This window comes from Alteriqipengyuania flavescens (assembly GCF_030406725.1).
Lineage (GTDB): Bacteria > Pseudomonadota > Alphaproteobacteria > Sphingomonadales > Sphingomonadaceae > Alteriqipengyuania_B > Alteriqipengyuania_B flavescens.
The window spans coordinates 1,155,306-1,171,761 of record NZ_CP129107.1; the positions used below are offsets into that span (position 1 = coordinate 1,155,306).

Genomic DNA, 16,456 nt, shown 5'->3' on the forward strand with positions numbered 1-16,456 from the left:
TCAGTTGCCCGCCATGTCCGCGGGCAAGGGGTTGTCCGGGCTTTCGGCCTGCCAGAAGATCGACTGGACCAGCCAGCGCCCGTCATCCTGCCGCATCAGCTGGAAGCTGTTGATGCCGCGCACGCTGCCGGGGCTCCCGTCGGGCCGGGTAAAGGCCCCTTCGTAGCTCGACCAGGCATGGGCAAGGTCGCCGTAGATCTCGATCCGGCGGGCAAGCTGGCGTTCGGTAAAGCCGCTCGAGACGAGGAACGGCCCGGATTGCTCGATATAGCCGTCCACGGTCATGCCGTTGAGCCCGCGCGGGGTAATCGCGCTCAACCGCGCGTCCGGCATAAAGAGCGTGCGCATCCGCTCGAAATCGCGTTCCTGACCGGCGGGACCGGAAATGACCGCGTAGACATCGTCCAGCGCGGCATCGATCGCCGCGACGTCGGCAGGGTCGGCCGCTGGCGCGGCAACCGGGCCTGCGTTGTACACGTCGCCCGAATTGATGGCGCAGCCGGCGAGCGCGATCGGGGCCGCGAGAGCGAGAGCGAAGGCGGGCGCGGACTTCATGCCGCTTCCCGCTGGCGGGTAGTCGTGAACTCGATCTTCTTGTCGTAGGGCGCACCCACGATCATCCGCTGGACGTAGACGCCGGGCAAGTGGATGCAGTCGGGGTCGAGCTCGCCCGCCTTGACCACTTTCTCCACCTCGACGACGCAGACCTTGCCGCAGGTCGCGGCGGGCAGGTTGAAATTGCGCGCGGTCTTGCGGAAAACGAGGTTGCCGGTCTCGTCCGCCTTCCACGCCTTCACGATGGCGAGGTCGGCGAAGATGCCGCGCTCCATGATATAGTCCTCCATCACGCCCTCGCGATTGGGGAACTGCGCCACCTCCTTGCCTTCGGCCACCTGCGTGCCGACGCCGGTCTTGGTGTAGAAGGCCGGGATGCCCGCACCGCCCGCGCGCATGCGTTCGGCCAGCGTGCCCTGGGGACAGAATTCCACTTCCAGCTCGCCGGAAAGGAATTGCCGCTCGAATTCCTTGTTCTCGCCAACGTAGGAGGAGATCATCTTCTTCACCTGCTGCGTGCGCAGCAGCATGCCGATGCCTTCGTTGTCGATCCCCGCGTTGTTGCTGGCGAAGGTAAGGTTCTTGACCCCGCTTTCCCGGATCGCGACCAGCAGCCGCTCGGGGATTCCGCACAGGCCAAAGCCGCCGCTGGCGATCAGCATGTCGTCGGTCAGCAGCCCTTCGAGGGCGGCGGCGGCATCGGGGTAAAGCTTCTGCATCGGGCCTCCGGAGCGTTTGGCGCTAAGCCCGACTGTTAGGAGCGTGCCCGCCGTGTGTCACCCCCCCAACCCCGGTGCACCGGGCGAGAGTGATTTTGTGCTGCAATGCAATGCATTCGAATGCGAAGTTCGCAGACTTCTCCCGAAACCCGTGCAAATTCAACTATCTGCTTCTCAGTTGCAAAGGATGCAACCATGCTTCTTTCTTTCGCACTTGCGAGATGGAGCCGCCGCGCGCATATCTCCTCGTGCCTTTTAGGCATCCTCTCCCAAAACTTTCCGGCCCGGTTGGCTTGTCCGACCGGGCCTTTTTCTTGGCTCCCGTCGGAAACCCCGCGCGCCGTGCCCGTTTGCAATCCTGAAGGGCGATCCCATCTCGCCTGCAGCGAAAACGAAAACGATCACGAGGGACGGGCATTCATGGCCGACGACGCCGATACCGCAACACGAACCAACACCGTACGCCTGCAGGTTGCCGCCGCGCGGCAGGCCGAAAGCGGGCAGGGCATTGCCCGTATGCCGCGCTCCGCCTTCCAGGAGCTGGGCATCACCGAAGGCGACGTGGTCCAGATTGAAGGCAAGCGCACGACGGCGGCCATCGCCGTCGCCGCCCATCCGGAGGACGAGGCCCTTGCCGTGGTCCGCCTCGACGGGTTGCAGCGCGGCAATGCGGAAACCGGTAGCGGTGAGCACGTGGAGATTTCCCGCGCCGAATCGCGCCCGGCCACACGCGTCGTCTTCGCCCCTGCGCGCCGCGAAATGCGCATCCAGGGCCCGCCGCAGGCGCTCAAGCGCAATTTCTTCAAGAAGCCGATCGTTACCGGCGACCTCGTCGCGACGCAGGGCCAGCAGCCGGTCGCCGACATGCCGCCGGAAATCCGCCGCATGTTCAACGCGCCCGCCTTTGCGCTGACGCAGATCCGCCTGCAGGTCGTCTCCACCAGCCCCAAGGGTATCGTCCATATCGACGAGGACACCGAGGTTGAGATGCGCGCCGAGTTCGAGGAACCCCGCGATGCCCGCGCGATCATCAACTACGACGATGTCGGCGGCATGGAAGGCACGATCCAGCAGCTGCGCGAGATGGTCGAATTGCCGCTGCGCTATCCGGAGCTATTCACCCGCCTCGGCGTTGATCCGCCGCGCGGGGTGCTGCTGCATGGCCCGCCCGGAACCGGCAAGACCCGGCTCGCCCAGGCGGTCGCCAACGAAAGCGATGCCGAATTCTTCGTCATCAACGGCCCGGAAATCATGGGCTCCGGCTATGGCGAAAGCGAGAAGCGGCTGCGGGAGGTGTTCGAGGAAGCGACCCGTTCAGCGCCCGCGATCATCTTCATCGACGAAATCGATTCCATCGCCCCCAAGCGCGACCGTGTGCCGGGCGAGGCGGAGAAACGCCTCGTCGCCCAGCTGCTGACGCTGATGGACGGGCTGGAAGCGCGCGCCAACGTGGTCGTCATCGCCGCCACTAACCGGCCCGATGCCATCGACGAGGCGCTGCGCCGCCCCGGCCGCTTCGACCGCGAAATCATCATCGGCGTCCCGGACGAAGGCGCGCGGCTCGAAATCCTGCAAATCCATACCCGCGGCATGCCGCTGGGCGACAAGGTGAACCTGAAGGAACTGGCCAAGGCGACCTACGGTTTCGTCGGCGCGGACATCGCCGCGCTGGGCCGCGAGGCGGCGATCGATGCGGTGCGGCGGATCATGCCGAAGCTCGACCTCGACGAGCGGACTATCCCGCCCGAAGTGCTGGAAGAACTCAGCGTCACGCGCGAGGATTTCATGAGCGCGCTCAAGCGGGTGCAACCCTCCGCCATGCGCGAGGTGATGGTGCAGGTGCCCGACATCGGCTGGGCCGACATCGGCGGGCTCGACGATGCGCAGGAGAAGCTGCGCGAAGGCGTGGAGCTGCCGCTGCGCAACCCCGATGCCTTCCGCCGGCTGGGCATCCGCCCGGCCACCGGCTTCCTGCTCTACGGCCCCCCGGGCACCGGCAAGACCCTGCTCGCCAAGGCGGTTGCCAAGGAAGCGGAGGCCAATTTCATCTCGGTGAAATCGAGCGACCTCCTCTCCAAGTGGTACGGCGAGAGCGAGCAGCAGATCAGCCGCCTGTTCGCCCGCGCACGGCAAGTTGCGCCCTGTGTTCTCTTCATCGACGAGATCGACAGCCTGGTGCCCGCGCGCGGGACCAGCGGCAACGAGCCGCAGGTCACCGCCCGCGTGGTCAACACCATCCTCGCCGAAATGGACGGGATGGAAGAGATGCAGTCCATCGTCGTGATCGGCGCGACCAACCGGCCGACGCTGGTCGATCCCGCGCTGCTGCGCCCGGGCCGCTTCGACGAGCTGGTCTATGTCGGCACGCCGGACCGGAAGGGCCGCGTCCACATCCTCAAGATCCACACGCGCAACATGCCGCTGGCGGACGATGTCGATCTGGACAAGGTGGCGAAGGAAACGGCGCGCTTCACCGGGGCGGACCTGGAAGACGTGGTGCGCCGCGCCGGCCTCAACGCCATCGGCCGCAGCGGCGAGGCGGCGGACACGGTCACCATGGCGGACTTTGACGGGGCGCTGGAGGACAGCCGCGCCACCGTGACGTCGAAGATGGAGGAAGAATATCGCAAGATGCGCGGCGAGCTGAAGAAGCGCGCGGCGGAAATCATGCCGATCGGCTTCCTGTCCGACGGAATGCTCACCCCCACGCGCGACCGCAAGCACGGCGGCGATGCGGCGGACGAGGAGGCTGCGCCCGAAGAGGGCTAGGGCAAGGGTTGGCGCAGGGGCTGGCGTAGGGGCCGGGCGATCAGGCGCCGGCCGCGCGCTGGTTGGCCGATTCCACTTCCAGCCGGTGGCGGATCAGCGCCTCCGGCTGGTTCGCCTTCAGCCAGCCGATCATGTGTTCGCGCACGTCGCAGCGAAGCTGGAACAGGTCGCCGATGGTGTTGGAACTGAGGCCCAGCCGCAGCTCGATACTTTCGGGATGCGCCTCGGTCATCACCATTTGCACCGTGCGCTGGTCCCACAGCGGATGCGCCTGGACGTAGCGCTGGAACTCCTCGCGGATCGGCGCGATCTCGGCGATGGGGTCGAGGTGCAGCATGACGGGTCCGGTCAGCTTTTCCGACTTGCGCGACCAGTTCTCGAAGCTCTGGTCGAGGAACTGGTTGGTCGGCACCACCACGGCGCGCTCGTCCCACGTGCGCACGATGACGAAGCTCATGCGGATTTCCTCGACCCGGCCTGTGTGGCCGTCGATCACCACGAGGTCGCCGATGCGCAGCGGTTCGGTGATCGCCATCTGCAGGCCCGCGATGAGCGACTTCAGTGCCGGCTGCGCAGCTGCGCCGATGGCCAGCGCGGCGAGGCCGGCGGACGCGAGCAGCGTCGTGCCGATGGAGCGGACGCCGGGGATCGTCAGCAGCATCAGGCCTACGGTGATGAACACGATGGCAAAGGTCGCCGTGCGGCTGAAGATGGCGAGGCGCGTCCGGCGGCTGCGCACCGCGACGGGATCGTGGCTCGTCTCCAGCCGGAATTCGAGCGCGGCGGTGAAGGCCTTGACCAGCGTGTAGGCGATCCAGCCGAGCAGCGCCGGGCGCAGGAACTGGCCGAGCGGCTCCCACACGGCGGACAGCGCGGGGTTTGTCTGGGCCACCAGCGTGACGGCAATCGCGATCAGCGCCCACTTTATCGGGCGGCGGATCTGTTTGACCACCATCTCGTCCACCGTCGTTTCCGACATGGAGGTCAGCTTCAAGATTACCGCGAAGACGACGCGGTAGAAGACATAGGCGATCGTCACCGCGACTAGCAGGGCGAGCGCGGCCATGGCCACCTCGTCCCACGCGATGGTCCAGTTGGCGGGATTGTAGCGTTCGAACATGGCGGCGCCCTTAAAGAATGGCCGCGCTCACATCAATGCGCGGCGTCCCAGCTCGGCCCCGTGCCGATCTCTATGCCGAGCGGTACGCTAAGCTCTACTGCGGGCAGGGCGGCTTCGGCCATGACCCGCTCGATCACCGGGCCCGCTGCGGCCACGTCGCCTTCCGGCAACTCGAACACCAGCTCGTCGTGCACCTGCAACAGCATGCGTACATTGGGCAGGCCGGCGTCGGCGAGGGCGGGGAGCATGCGCACCATGGCGCGCTTGATGATGTCGGCGCTGGTGCCCTGGATCGGCGCGTTGATTGCGGCGCGCTCGCTGCCCTGCCGTTCGGCCTGGTTCTTCGAATTGATGCGCGGGAACCACGTCTTGCGCCCGAACAGCGTTTGGGAATAGCCGCGCGCCCGCACGGTCTCCATCGTTTCGGCGATGTAGCGCTGGATGCCGGGGAAACGCTCGAAATAGCGATCGATCATCGCCTGCGCCTCGTCCGCCTCCACGCCCAGCCGCCCCGCCAGGCCCCAGCGCGAGATACCGTAGAGGATGGCGAAATTGATCGTCTTCGCCTGCGCGCGGGTATCGCGCGTGACCTCGCCGTACATTTCCTGCGCGGTGCGGTTATGGATGTCCTCGCCCTTCGCGAAAGCGTCCTTCAGCGCGTCGACATCGGCCATATGCGCCGCCAGCCGCAATTCGATCTGGCTGTAATCGGCGGCGAGCAGAACGTTGCCCTTTTCCGGCACGAACGCCTCGCGGATCTGGCGGCCGATGGCGGTGCGGATCGGGATGTTCTGCAGGTTCGGATCTGTCGAGGACAGGCGCCCGGTCTGCGCGCCGACCAGGCTGTAGCTGGTGTGGACGCGGCCCGTATCGGGATTGATCGCGGCCTGCAGTGCGTCGGTATAGGTGCTGCGCAGCTTGGTCAGCTGGCGCCATTCCAGCACTTTGCGCGCGATCGGCACGCCTTGCGCTTCCAGCTTCTCCAGCGTGGCCTGGTCGGTCGAATACTGGCCGCTCTTGCCCTTGCGCCCGCCCTTGTGGCCCATCTTGTCGAACAGGATGTCGCCCAGCTGCTTGGGACTGCCGATGGTGAACTCCTCGCCCGCCAGGTCGTGGATTTCGCCTTCGAGCCGGTCGGTTTCCTTCGCGAATTCACCCGACAGCTTCGCCAGCCGGTCGCGGTCCACCTTGATGCCTTCGCGCTCCATTTGCGCGACGACCGGGATCAGCGGGCGGTCGACGCGTTCGTAAATCGTCACCGCGCCTTCGGGGGCCATGCGGTAGGAAAGGTGCTGGTGGAGACGCCAGGTCACGTCGGCATCCTCGGCCGCGTATTCGGTCGCCTTGTCCAGCGGCACCTCGCCGAATGGGATCGCCTTCTTGCCGGTGCCGCAGATGTCCTTGAATTTCAGGCAGGTGTGGCCGAGGTGGCGTTCGGCCAGCTCGTCCATCCCGTGCCCGCCGCCGATCCCGTCGAGCGAGCGCCCGGCATCCAGTACGAAGCTTTCGATCATCGTGTCGTCGATGGGTGCCACCGCGATCCCGTGGCGGGCGAGCACGTTGAGATCGTATTTGATGTTCTGCCCGATCTTCAGCACCGCATCGCTTTCCAGCAGCGGCTTCAGCTTTGCGAGCGCGACGTCGCGGTCCACCTGCCTGGGCTTTTCGGCGAACATGTCTTCACCGCCGCCACCTTCGTTGAAATGGGCGAGCGGGATGTAGCAGGCCTCGTTCGCGCCGACGGCGAGGCTGATGCCGACGAGGTCGGCGGAAATGGCATCGAGCGCGCTGGTTTCGGTATCCACCGCCACCGCATGGGCGGCAAATGCGTGGGCGATCCATGCATCCAGCGCAACCTCGTCCTGCACGCATTCATAGGCGGAGCGGTCGACGGCGGGGAAATCCGGCAACGGCTGGCGCGCGCCGTCTGCTTGCGCCTCGGCGGCTTTCGTATCCGCCTTTGCCGGGTCGAGATTGGTCGTGCGCGCCGGGCTGCCGGAGCCGGCGTCGAGCCGCTTCAGCAGCGAGGTGAAGCCGTGCAGGGTGAGGAATTCGGCCAACGGCGCGTCGGGAATGCCGTCCAGCCTCATGTCTTCGAGCGGGATCGGCAGCGGGCAGTCGGAGCGCAGTTCCACCAGCTCGCGGCTCAGCATCGCCATGTCGCGCCCTTCCAGCAGGCGCTCCTTCAGCTTGGACTTCTTCATGTCCCCCGCCGAATCGAGCGCGGCCTCCAGCGTGCCGTTTTCGGAAATCAGCTTGCTCGCCGTCTTCGGGCCGACGCCGAAGATGCCGGGGATGTTGTCCACGCTGTCGCCCATCAGCGCCAGGACATCGCCCAGCTGCTCCGGCTTCACGCCGAACTTTTCCTCGACTTCGGGGATGTAGATGCGCGCATCCTTCATGGTGTCGAGCATGTCGATCTTGGCGCCGTCCTTCTCGCCGACCAGCTGCATCAGGTCCTTGTCGGACGAGACGATGGTGACGTCGAAGCCGGCATCCTGCGCCGCGCGGGCATAGCTCGCGATCATGTCGTCCGCTTCCACGTCGGGTTCCTCGACCATCGGCAGGCTGAATGCGCGGGTGGCATCGCGGATGAGGGGGAACTGCGGCACCAGGTCTTCGGGCGGGTCGGGCCGGTGCACCTTGTATTCGGGGTAGATGTCGTTGCGGAACGACTTGCTCGACTTGTCCAGCACCACGGCGAGATGCGTCGGGCCGTCCGCCTTGTCGAGGTCGTCAGCCAGCTTCCACAGCATCGTAGTGTAGCCATAGACCGCGCCGACCGGCGTGCCTTCCGGATTGGTCAGCGGAGGCAGGCGGTGATAGGCGCGGAAGATATAGGCCGACCCGTCGACCAGGTAGAGATGCTGCTTGCTGTTGTCGCTCATGGCGGCGGTGCTAGCAGTGCGCAGGGCCGAGGTCAGCCGGATTTCGCGGGATGTCGGACACAGGATGCTCGAATCACGACACAATCTGCCATAATTGTGCCATCGCCTGTGTATAAATGCGCCGTCACGGGCCTGGGAATCGCGGAAAACTGCGATTTTGCGCATAGGGCTTGCATTGCCACATTTCCGCCTTTATTTAGGGGGCGTGTCCTGCGGTTTCGCAGGCTCCGCCCAAAACGCCGCGGCATCCGCTCGGCGGGGCGATTTAAAATCGCTGTTCAAGGAATTTGACCTATGCGTAAGATCGTACTGGCCGCTGTGGCCACCACCGCCCTGTCGCTCGCCGCTTGCTCGGAAGGCACCGAAGAGTCCGCAGAAGCAACCGCCGATTCGGCCGCTGCCGACGCTGAAGCCAACATGGACGCAATGGCCGAAGGCGCCGACGAAATGGCTGCCGACGCTGACGCGATGGCTGCTGAAGGTGCTGCCGAAGTCGACGAAGCTGCTGCTGAAGCCGAAGCTGAAGTGCAGAACGAAACGACTGCCGAAGCTGAAGCTGACTAAGCCCAGCTCGCTTCTAGCGTTTCAGGAAGGGCGTGGCCGCAAGGCCGCGCCCTTTCTTTATGCGCGGACGGAGAAAGTGCGACCGATGTGGGCCGCAAGGCCGCTGACCCATCAGTTGGCGTAGGTGGCCGAAGTCCAGACGCGGGCCGGCTGCTGGTATCCGTCGAACACTTCCTTCGCGATTTCCGCGATCCGTGCCTCGCGATTGCCGCGTGCGCCCTGACCGGTGACGTAGATCGCCACCGCGATCGTCCGCCCGTCGGGCCCGGTGAGCATGCCGATATCGCTCGACGTGTTGTTGAGCGAGCCGGTCTTGTGGGCGACCGTTACGTAGCTCGGCATGCGGGCCGGGATGCGGCGCGTTCCGGTGCGGCAACGCTCCATCGCCGAAATGATGACCCGCCGGCTGGAATCGCTCAGCCAGCGTCCCTGCCAGATCCCGCTCATCAGCTGGACCATCGCGCGCGGCGTGGCGCTGTCGCGCGGGTCGATGATCGCGGCGGGATCGTATTCCCCGTCGTCGCGGACCAGCGTGGCGATGTCGCGGCTGAGAGTGAATTCGTCGATGCCTGCACGGCGCATCCAGTCGTTGACCGCCTGCGGCCCGCCGACGACGCGCAGCAGCGCATCGGTCGCCGGGTTGCTGGAGCGGGTGATCATCAGGTCGATCAGCTTGATCGCGCTGAGATAGTCGCCGGTGCGCACCGGCGCGACGGACGAACTGAACTTGGCCGAGCGCGTCGGGTGCAGCAGCGGAAATTCACTCGTCAGGCTCCAGCGCCCTTGATCGACCCCTTCGAGGAACGTCGCGGCAATCGCGATCTTGCTGGTGCTGGCCATCGGGAAACGCTGGTCGCCGAGGACCGACACCGTCTCCCCGCTTTGCAAATCCATCGCAAACACGCCGATGCGGCCACGCGACCCGTCGGCAATGGCGGCGATCCGGCGTTCGAGTTCGCTGCGGTACTGCGCGCTGAAATCGGCCGGGGCGCGGACTTCGGTGCCGAGCGAGGCATCGAACGTGGCCTTGAGATCGTCGGCCGCGGCGACTGCTGGCAGGCCGAGGGCGGCGCCCATCGCGCCAAGGGAAAGGAAGAGTTTGCGCAAGGTTGGTAAGGTCATGATTCGCAAGCTATCAGATTGGTCGTTGGCAAAATATTAACCGCAACGGCCCGCCGCGCACAATGCATGCGCGACGGGCCGATTCCTTCAGCCGGACGAAACGACGTTACAGCGGCCCACTCAGGCGGCAGCAATGGCCTTTGCAATCTTGTCGGCGGGTTCGCCGGTCATGGTCTTGTCGACTTCCCCGACCAGCATTTCTTCCAGCTTGCCGTGGTAGTGGCGGCGCATTTCGCCGAGCGACTTGGGGTCGGCGATCACCACCAGTTTCTCGATCGTGCCGTCCAGAGCGGCGCGGTTGAGCCATTCGGCTGCAGCGGTCGCGTGGGCGAGTTCTTCAAGGTCCGTCCGCCCGTGCCGCTGGCTGACCGGGTCCTGGTGCTTGACGCCGGCACTGAAATTCTCGCCTTCGACCGAAACCTCCTGCGCGTCTTCAAGGCGCGGTTCGGCCGAGCTGCCTGCGTTGCGGAACAGCACGAAGCGTTCCCCATCGACCACGGCAACGTGCGAATTGTGCGGCAATTCCATTCGGATTCTCCTCGTCTGCATTGATGTCTTCGACAAACCAACGATGCTCGCCGACCAAAGTTGCATGGCCGCTTGACGAGCAGGGGCCAAGGCGTGCCTATGTCGCGCCGAGCTGGGAGAATATTTTTATGACGACCAAGACCCTTCGGCGCGCCAACACATGTTTCATGGGCGCAGGTTTCACAATCGCCGCCATGCTGATGGCCGGCACAGCAATGGCACAGGACGTGCCGATCGTACAGCCCGGCGCCCCGGGCGCTCAGGGCCGCGCGCTGACCGCGGACGAGGCGACCCGTATCGCCGACACCCGCTTCATCGAGGCGGACGGGCATTTCCTCCAGGCCATGATCCCGCATCACCGCCAGGCGGTCGTCCTGTCGGAACTGGTCGACGGGCGCACCAGCAACGATGACGTGATCACGATCGCCAACCGCATCCTTGCCGGGCAGGCGGACGAGATCGCCTTCATGAACACCTGGCTGGCCGATCGCGGCTTCGCCGTCCCCGCCGCCAGCGGCCCCCACGCGATGCACGCAATGCACGGCGGCTTTGCAATGGAGGGCATGGCCTCGGCCGAGGACATCGCCCGGCTGGCGAGCCTCAACGGGACCGAGTTCGACCGCCTGTTCTTGCAGCTGATGACCGCGCATCACAGGGGCGCGATCACCATGGTGGACGAGCTGTTCTCTACCCCCGGCGCGGCCTACGATCCGCAGCTCTACAGCTTCACCAGCGATGTGAAGAACGACCAGTCGAGCGAGATCGAGCGGATGAACGTGCTGCTCGCCGGCCTTTCGGAGGATCCGCGCGCGGGCCTTTCTGCCGGCTTCCGCGACGCGGGCACGGCGATTTCCAACATGACGCTGCTCGCCAGCCTTCCCAAGCCCGCCGGCTTCTTCGATGCGGACAACCCCGCCGGCCTGCCGCTCGCCAAGCAGCGGGCGATGGCCGCAGCCGAAGGCGAAGCGAGCGAGGCGACCGCAGAGGATCCCGCCGCCGGCACCGAATGGAGCCCGCGCAGCCCGCTCCTGAGCTTCAGCCAGACCGACATGGCGTTCCAGGACGACATCATGGTCGCGGGCAATTACCACGGTTTCAACATCTATCGCCTGACCGACGATGCCGCACCGCAGCTGATCAGTTCGGTCGTCTGCCCCGGCGGGCAGGGCGACGTCTCGATCGCGGGCGACCTCCTCATCATGTCGGTCGAACAGACCCGCGGCCGCGTCGATTGCGGCCGGCAGGGCGTGGAGGGCGATGTCAGCGCAGAGCGTTTCCGCGGCCTGCGCATCTTCGACATTTCGGACCTGACGGCGCCGGTGCAGGTCGGGCAGGTGCAGACCTGCCGCGGCTCGCACACCCACTCCATCGTCAGCGCCGATGCCGACCGGCTGGTCATTTACAACTCCGGCACCGCGCGCGTGCGTTCCGGCGAGGAATTGCCCGGCTGCACCGAAATCCCGGGTGGCGACGGCACGTCCTATTTCAGCATCGACGTGATCGAAGTGCCGGTGGCCAATCCCGCCGCCGCGCGCATCGTGCGCAGCCCGCGCGTCTTCGCCAACCAGGAAACGGGCGAGGTCGCGGGCCTGTGGACCGGCGGCGACCACGGCAACGGTACGCAGGACACCTACCGGACCGACCAGTGCCACGACATCACCGTGTTCCCGGCCAAGAACATCGCCGCCGGCGCGTGTTCGGGCAACGGCATCCTGATGGACATCACCGATCCGCTGAACCCCGTCCGCCTCGACGCCGTGACCGATCCGGGCTTTGCCTACTGGCACTCCGCCACGTTCAACAACGACGGCAGCGTCGTGCTGTTCACCGACGAGTGGGGCGGCGGTGGCCGTCCGCGGTGCCAGGCCGGCGACCGGATGGACTGGGGCGCAGACGCGTTCTATTCCGTCGAAGGCCGCGCGCTGGTGCAGCAGGGCAAGTTCAAGATGCCCGCGCCGCAAAGCGACAAGGAAAACTGCGTCGCGCATAACGGTTCGATCATCCCGGTGCCGGGCCGCGATATCTTCGTGCAGGCATGGTACCAGGGCGGCATCAGCGTGATCGACTTCACCGATCCCGCCAATCCGTTCGAAATCGCCTTCTTCGACCGCGGCCCGGTGTTCGAACCGCGCCTGACGATGGGCGGCTACTGGTCGGCCTACTGGTACGACGGCAAGATCTACGGCACGGAAATCGCCCGCGGCCTCGACGTGTTCGAACTGACGCCGAGCGAGTTCCTGAGCCAGGCCGAGATCGACGCGGCCAAGGCCGCGATCTATCCCGGCGGCGTCTTCAACCCGCAGACGCAGACGCAGGTCACCTGGCCGCAGGACGCGATCGAAGAAAGCCGCAACGGGGGCTGATTTGCCGCACTCGGGTGCGCGTCAGAACCAGGCGCGCACCCCGGCAACCAGCGCCATCCCGTCCGGATCGCGCCCGTCGTCACGGGCGAAATCCGCCGTACGGTCGAGGGCCGCCTCGTAGGAAAGGCCCACGTAAGGGGCGAATTCGCGCGCGATTTCATAGCGTAAGCGCAGCCCCGCCTCGACCTTCGTGATGCCGGAGCCCAGATCGAGCTCCGGCACATCCTGCGCAGCAAGGCCGATTTCGACGCGCGGTTGCAGGACGAGGCGCTGGGTGATCAGCTGGTCGTACTCCGCCTCGATCCGCGCGGTGAGGTCGCCCTCATCCGACAGGAAGGCGGCGGCATCCACTTCGAACATGTAAGGCGCGAGGCCCTGAACGCCGGCGACGAGGTAGGTCCGGTCGAGCGGCGCGAAATCGTATCGCGCGCCCAGTTGCAGATCGAAGAACGGGCCGATGGCGTGGCTCCACAGCGCCTGGACCTCGGCGCTTTCCAGTCCGCCGCCGAACTCTCCTTCGCCTTCGGACTTGAGGAACAGGCGATCGAGATCGCCGCCGTACCAACCCTGCACGTCCCACAGGTAAAGGTCTTCCTCGCCCGCGCGATATTCCAGTCGCTCCGCCATCAGCGTACCGAAAGCCTGGCCGCCGTTCTCTTGCGCCAGCTGTTCGCGCGCCCGTCCCATTGCAGCCTCGCCCCAGATGGCGTCGGCAGCGTGGCGCGGCCCGCCGAAAGCGCGCGGCGGGGGCGGTGCTTCCGGGGCGGAAGCCATCGCAGCCCCCATCGCATGGCTGGCATGCGCATCGCCTTGAGCGGGGGTCCCTCCCTCCATCCTGTGACCGGCGTGCGGATCGTCAGCGTCCTTCGGCCGACATTGTTCGGGCGGCAGGTGGCCCATTGCGCAGTGATCCATTTCCGCAGGGACCCGCATGGCTGGCTCAGGCATGGCGGGCTCGGAAGGGGGCGGCGGTGCGTCCTTTGGAGGACATTGTTCGGGCGGCAGATGGCCCATCGCGCAATGGTCCATTTCCTGCGGCCCGGCAGGCGGGTGCTGCGCATGGTCCTGCGCCGCCGCGGGCGCGGACAGGCTAATCAGCATCGCTACTGGAAAGATCGGCAGGCTGCGCATCATCCGGCCTCCGGGAAGGGGCGAACGGTGACGACCTGCATCATCCCGGCATGCATGTGGAACAGCAGGTGGCAATGGAAAGCCCAGTCGCCGGGCTCGTTTGCGGTGAGGTCGAACGTCGCCTTGCTACCCGGTTGCACGACCAGCGTGTGCTTCAGCGGCTGGTGCGCTTCGCCCGCACCGTTGACCAGTTCGAAGAAATGGCCGTGCAGGTGGATCGGGTGGGCCATCATCGTGTTGTTGACCAGCGTCACGCGAACCCGCTCGTCGAAGCCGAAACGGATCGGGTCGTCGGTGACGGAGGTGAAGACCTTGCCGTCGAAGGACCACATGTAGCGTTCCATGTTGCCGGTGAGGTGGATTTCCATTTCCCGTTCGGGCGGTCGTACCGAATTGGGTCGCACGGCCTTCAGATCGGTGTAGCGCAGCACGCGGTGGTCGACGCTGTCGAGGCCGAGCCCGGGAAAATCCATACGGTCCGCCGGCATTGGCGCGACCATGTCGACCCCCGGCCCGGCCTCGACATCGGGCGGCAGGTTTTCGGTCTTGCGCATGTCGTGATCCATCGCGCCCATGGCGTGGCCGGCGGGGTGATCCATTTCCCCGCTCATACCGGCCATCTCTCCGCCGGCTGCCATGCCGGAATGGTCCATCGCCATGCCCATGTCGGCCATGGTCAGCGTCGGAACTTCGCGCAGCGGGGGTACGATGCCCTTTCGGCCGCTCTCGCTGGTCAGCGTGGCGATGGCCATGCCGCTGCGATCCATCGCCTCCGCCACGATGGTGTGCGCGCCAGCGCCAGGCTCGACGACGACGTCGTAGGTTTCCGCCGTGCCGATCTGCAATTCGTCGACAACGACATCCTGCACGTCCTGCCCGTCGGCCTGGATCACGGTCATCGGAACGCCGGGCAGGCGTACGTTGAAGAAGGTCATCGCGCTGCCGTTGATGATCCTCAGCCGCACCCGCTCTCCCGGTGTGAAGAGATATTCCAGGTCGTCCAGCGGTCCGTGGCCGTTGACAAGATAGGTGTAGGTCGATCCCGTGACGTCCGAAATGTCGCGAGGGTTCATTCGCATGCCGCCCCACATCACGCGGTCGGCCACCGGCATGTCGCCTTCGGTCGCGGTCTGCTTGGTGTAATTGAAATAGCCTTCCGACACCTTCAGCTTGCGCATGATATCGTGCGGATGCATCGGCGTGAATTCGCTTAGCAGGACCACATAGTCGCGATCGAAGCGGGCATCGGAACCGTCTGCCGCCTCCACCACGATCGGCCCGTAATGGCCCATCTGTTCCTGCAGGCCGGAATGGCTGTGCCACCAGTATGTGCCCGCCTGCCGGATCGGGAATTCATAGGTAAAGGTTTCCCCCGGTGCGATGCCGGGGAAGCTTACGCCTGGCACTCCGTCGAACTGGAACGGGACCAAGAGGCCATGCCAGTGGATCGAACTGTCATGGTCCAGCGTGTTGGTGACGTTGAGCCGCACGTCCTGCCCTTCGCGCAGGCGCACCAAAGGGCCGGGGATCGTGCCGTTGATGGCGATCGCCTTGCCCGATTGAGCCCCGGTGGAGAAGCGGGCGTGGCCTATCGTCAGGTCGATATCCTCACCCGAAACCGTGCCCGGCCCCTTGGCCGCCTCGTGCATCGTTTCGCCGCGCGCCCAGGCCGGAGCGGCACCGGCTGCGGCGCTGGCGGCGATCATCGAACTGCCCAGGAATCCGCGCCTTGAAATCATCTGCTTCATGGAAGGCTTGCCTTTCAACCACTGTCGGGGCTACATACCCCAAAGGGGTATATATCCATACCCGGAGGGGGTATATGGATTTTGAGGCTTGACGCAATGGGCAACACGAAAAATATCCAGAACCGGCTCAACCGGATCGAAGGCCAGGTGCGCGGCGTGGCGCAGATGGTGGCGGATGACCGCTACTGCATCGACATCCTCCAGCAGATTCAGGCGGTGCGCGCAGCGCTGGGCCGGGTCGAGAGCGAGGTGCTGAAAAGCCATGCCGCCTGCTGCGTGGCCGAAGCCATCGCCAGCGGCGATGCGGCAGAACAGCAAGAGAAATTCGCAGAACTGGTCGAGCTGTTCGCGGGCTCAAGAAAATAGGCACTGACAGGGCAAACCATGGATCACAACGACAAGAACGGACTGGGCAATTACGCACGCTTCATGGCGATGGTGGGGACCTCCACCGTCATCATGCTCGGCCTGATGTATCTCAACACCTATGCGCTGGACCATGTCTTCTGGAGCGAGACGCGGTTCTGGATGATGTTCGTCATGGGCGCGGTGATGGCGGTCGTGATGCTCGCCTTCATGTGGGGCATGTACCGTAACCGGGCGAAGAACTGGATCATCATCGGCGTGTCGGCGGTGACCTTTGCGCTCGCCCTCTTCCTCTTGCGCAGCCAGGTGACGGTGGACGATAGCGATTACATGTCGGCCATGATCCCGCACCATTCGATCGCTATCATGACGAGCGAACGGGCGGGTATCGAGGACGTGCGCGTGCGCAAGCTGGCCAACGACATCATCCGCGCGCAGCGCAGGGAAATCGATGAGATGCGCTGGCTGCTGGAGGATATCGAAGCCAACGGCATCGCCGCGACCGAGGCGGACGCGGCCGCACGGCCCGTCCCCGCCTTCGAAGGCAAGGTCAATCCGGGTACGCCCACTCCCGGAGAATAGG

At 65.5% G+C, this 16,456-nt stretch carries 13 protein-coding genes; 5 read left to right on the forward strand and 8 right to left on the reverse strand.

The annotated features are described in order from the left end of the window. On the reverse strand, positions 1-555 hold the full coding sequence (locus QQW98_RS06035) for a nuclear transport factor 2 family protein (protein WP_290136627.1): 555 nt from the start codon (positions 553-555) through the stop codon (positions 1-3). After that, entirely contained in the window at positions 552-1,274 is a 723-nt protein-coding gene (locus tag QQW98_RS06040; protein ID WP_290136628.1) for a CoA transferase subunit A, read from the reverse strand. Before QQW98_RS06040 ends, QQW98_RS06035 begins: the two co-directional genes overlap by 4 nt. A 420-nt stretch (positions 1,275-1,694) precedes the next feature. On the opposite strand from QQW98_RS06040, the gene QQW98_RS06045 reads away from it, so the two are divergent. Next, complete coding sequence (locus tag QQW98_RS06045) at positions 1,695-4,043, forward strand: CDC48 family AAA ATPase (RefSeq protein WP_290136629.1); 2,349 nt, start codon at positions 1,695-1,697, stop codon at positions 4,041-4,043. Positions 4,044-4,083: 40 nt separating this feature from the next. Here the strand turns inward: QQW98_RS06045 and QQW98_RS06050 are convergent, their stop codons facing one another. Both QQW98_RS06050 and polA read right to left on the reverse strand, forming a co-directional pair. After that, positions 4,084-5,163, reverse strand: coding sequence for a mechanosensitive ion channel family protein (locus tag QQW98_RS06050; protein WP_290136630.1), 1,080 nt, complete (start codon positions 5,161-5,163; stop codon positions 4,084-4,086). Between the two features lie 32 nt (positions 5,164-5,195). Then, the gene (polA, locus tag QQW98_RS06055; RefSeq protein WP_290136631.1) at positions 5,196-8,051 is read right to left on the reverse strand and encodes a DNA polymerase I; all 2,856 of its coding nucleotides are present in this window, start codon (positions 8,049-8,051) and stop codon (positions 5,196-5,198) included. A 294-nt stretch (positions 8,052-8,345) separates the two neighbouring features. On the opposite strand from polA, the gene QQW98_RS06060 reads away from it, so the two are divergent. After that, positions 8,346-8,615 (forward strand): entericidin EcnAB, encoded by a 270-nt coding sequence (locus QQW98_RS06060; protein WP_290136632.1) that lies wholly within the window; start codon positions 8,346-8,348, stop codon positions 8,613-8,615. 111 nt (positions 8,616-8,726) lie between these two features. On the opposite strand, the gene QQW98_RS06065 is transcribed toward QQW98_RS06060, so the two are convergent. Together QQW98_RS06065 and QQW98_RS06070 are read right to left on the reverse strand one after the other, a co-directional pair. Then, on the reverse strand, positions 8,727-9,737 hold the full coding sequence (locus QQW98_RS06065) for a serine hydrolase (protein ID WP_404800876.1): 1,011 nt from the start codon (positions 9,735-9,737) through the stop codon (positions 8,727-8,729). 120 nt (positions 9,738-9,857) lie between these two features. Beyond that, positions 9,858-10,265, reverse strand: coding sequence for a baeRF12 domain-containing protein (locus QQW98_RS06070; protein ID WP_290136633.1), 408 nt, complete (start codon positions 10,263-10,265; stop codon positions 9,858-9,860). Between the two features lie 128 nt (positions 10,266-10,393). On the opposite strand from QQW98_RS06070, the gene QQW98_RS06075 reads away from it, so the two are divergent. Then, the gene (locus QQW98_RS06075) at positions 10,394-12,628 is read left to right on the forward strand and encodes a DUF305 domain-containing protein (protein WP_290136634.1); all 2,235 of its coding nucleotides are present in this window, start codon (positions 10,394-10,396) and stop codon (positions 12,626-12,628) included. Between the two features lie 21 nt (positions 12,629-12,649). Here QQW98_RS06075 and QQW98_RS06080 read toward each other — a convergent pair whose 3' ends face one another. Both QQW98_RS06080 and QQW98_RS06085 read right to left on the reverse strand, forming a co-directional pair. Beyond that, on the reverse strand, positions 12,650-13,402 hold the full coding sequence (locus tag QQW98_RS06080; RefSeq protein ID WP_319023305.1) for a copper resistance protein B: 753 nt from the start codon (positions 13,400-13,402) through the stop codon (positions 12,650-12,652). Positions 13,403-13,758: 356 nt separating this feature from the next. Continuing rightward, positions 13,759-15,507, reverse strand: a complete 1,749-nt coding sequence (locus tag QQW98_RS06085; RefSeq protein WP_290136636.1) for a copper resistance system multicopper oxidase — start codon at positions 15,505-15,507, stop codon at positions 13,759-13,761. A gap of 96 nt (positions 15,508-15,603) precedes the next feature. Between QQW98_RS06085 and QQW98_RS06090 the strand changes: the two genes are divergently transcribed. Further along, on the forward strand, positions 15,604-15,873 hold the full coding sequence (locus tag QQW98_RS06090) for a metal-sensitive transcriptional regulator (protein ID WP_290136637.1): 270 nt from the start codon (positions 15,604-15,606) through the stop codon (positions 15,871-15,873). A gap of 18 nt (positions 15,874-15,891) precedes the next feature. Continuing rightward, entirely contained in the window at positions 15,892-16,455 is a 564-nt protein-coding gene (locus tag QQW98_RS06095; RefSeq protein WP_290136638.1) for a DUF305 domain-containing protein, read from the forward strand. The last annotated feature ends 1 nt before the right edge of the window (position 16,456 follow it).